This is a genomic window from Mycobacterium sp. (assembly GCF_049280035.1).
In the GTDB taxonomy this organism is placed as follows: Bacteria; Actinomycetota; Actinomycetes; order Mycobacteriales; family Mycobacteriaceae; genus Mycobacterium.
On the sequence record NZ_JBAPPI010000558.1, the window covers coordinates 1 to 1,709 of the forward strand.

The window sequence follows — 1,709 nt, forward strand, 5'->3', positions numbered from 1 at the left end:
ACTCGTCATCGAAGACCTAGTGGTCGGCGACGGCCCCGAAGCGGTGCCGGGTGGCGTCGTCGAGGTGCACTACGTCGGCGTCGAGTACGACTCCGGCGAAGAATTCGACAGCTCATGGGGTCGTGGCGAGCCCATCGAATTCCCGCTGCGCGGGCTCATCCAGGGATGGCAGGACGGTATTCCGGGTATGAAGGTGGGTGGCCGGCGTCAGCTGGTGATCACACCCGCGCAAGCTTACGGGCCGGCCGGCTCCGGGCATCAGCTATCAGGCAAGACGTTGATCTTCGTGATCGACCTGCTCAGCACCCGTTAACGCGAGGGAGGGCCGATGGCGGGCTCTGACGAAGCACCCGAAGCCACCGAGTGGCGGCGAACCTCGAAGTTCTATCGACGGGTTCCGGGCCTGCCGTGGCTGGTTGCCTTGATCGTTATTCCGTTACTGCTGGCGGTAATCGGCTACGGCGAAATGGACCGGACCCGACCGGGAGCCAACGGTCCGACCGGCGCGTTGCCGACGCTGAACGCACCCAAGCCGCCGGGCGGCACGCCGCAGACGCCGACGATTCCGGCAATAGCGCTGGCGCCGGTGTCAATCACCCGTAGCGGCAACGACATCAAGCTTTCCGGTGACATGCCCACCGTCGAGGCAAAAGAGTCGCTGCTGGCGGCGCTGAAGGGGGGCTTCGGGGCGAATACCAACATCATCGGTAACGTACGGATCGACCGGGATATCACGTCTCTCGATTTCTCCAATGCCGCATCGGTTTTCAAGGCGGCGGCAACCGTTCCCGACTTCGGCCTCACTATCAAGGGTGACACCATCACGCTGATCGGGACGACGGGTTCGGGAGGGCAGCAAGACGCTATCGAGCAGGCAGCCGACGCGGCCTGGCCGAATTTGAATATCGTTGACACGATGGGAATCGGCGGTACCGTCGCGTCGAGCGCACCGCCGGGCCCGGTGCCGGCTCTTGGCCCGGGTAATGCCTGCGCCAACCTCCGGCCGGCTGTCAAAGCCTTGGGGCCGATCACTTTTGCCACCGACGGGTCGGCGTTGTCGCCGGCCGCCGAACAGACGCTGAACCAGGTCGCCGACAAGCTGAAGGACTGCCCGGGTGTGACCGTGACCATCAACGGCTACACCGACAACACCGGTAATGACGCCATCAATATCCCGTTGAGCACTACTCGGGCAGACGCCGTCGCCGACTACCTGATCGCCCGCGGCGTCGCACGTGATCACCTGACCACGAAAGGCCGCGGTGCTGCCGATCCGATCGCTGACAACAGCAGCCCGGACGGTCAAGCCAAGAACCGTCGCGTCGAAATTGGGGTCGGCTAATTCGGCTAAGGAGAATTCACCAATGGACTTCGTCATCGAATGGCTCTGCTACCTAGTGGCTTTCGCGGTCGGCTCGGCCGTTGCCTTATTGATTGCCGGCATAACGATCAGGCGCACCACCGTGGAGCAAGCCCTGGACGACATGCCCGGCGCACGTGAGATTGGAGCGCAGTGATGGGCCAGGTGAACTTTTTCCTGGTCGGGGTGGCCTTCCTGCTGGGGCTGTTGCTGACATTCGCCCTGACGATTCGTCGCGTCAAACGTGAAGTGCCGGTGCGGCCTTCGGCTACGGGTGCCTCGGAGTAAGTCAGCTCGGGCCGGGCAGGCGCAGCAAAAGACGCACTCCGCCCAGCGGGCTGGTTTGCAG

The 1,709-nt window shown here is 63.7% G+C and carries 4 protein-coding genes; all 4 read left to right on the forward strand.

Going from position 1 to position 1,709, the window contains the following annotated elements; genetic code table 11:
- Nucleotides 1-313 (forward strand): FKBP-type peptidyl-prolyl cis-trans isomerase (locus WAN71_RS18185; RefSeq protein ID WP_422226670.1); only part of this gene is annotated, 313 nt, incomplete at its 5' end.
- 15 nt (nucleotides 314-328) lie between these two features.
- On the forward strand, nucleotides 329-1,342 hold the full coding sequence (locus WAN71_RS18190; protein ID WP_422226671.1) for an OmpA family protein: 1,014 nt from the start codon (nucleotides 329-331) through the stop codon (nucleotides 1,340-1,342).
- Between the two features lie 22 nt (nucleotides 1,343-1,364).
- Nucleotides 1,365-1,517 (forward strand): hypothetical protein, encoded by a 153-nt coding sequence (locus tag WAN71_RS18195; protein ID WP_422226672.1) that lies wholly within the window; start codon nucleotides 1,365-1,367, stop codon nucleotides 1,515-1,517.
- Nucleotides 1,517-1,648, forward strand: coding sequence for a hypothetical protein (locus WAN71_RS18200; RefSeq protein ID WP_422226673.1), 132 nt, complete (start codon nucleotides 1,517-1,519; stop codon nucleotides 1,646-1,648). Before WAN71_RS18195 ends, WAN71_RS18200 begins: the two co-directional genes overlap by 1 nt.
- The last annotated feature ends 61 nt before the right edge of the window (nucleotides 1,649-1,709 follow it).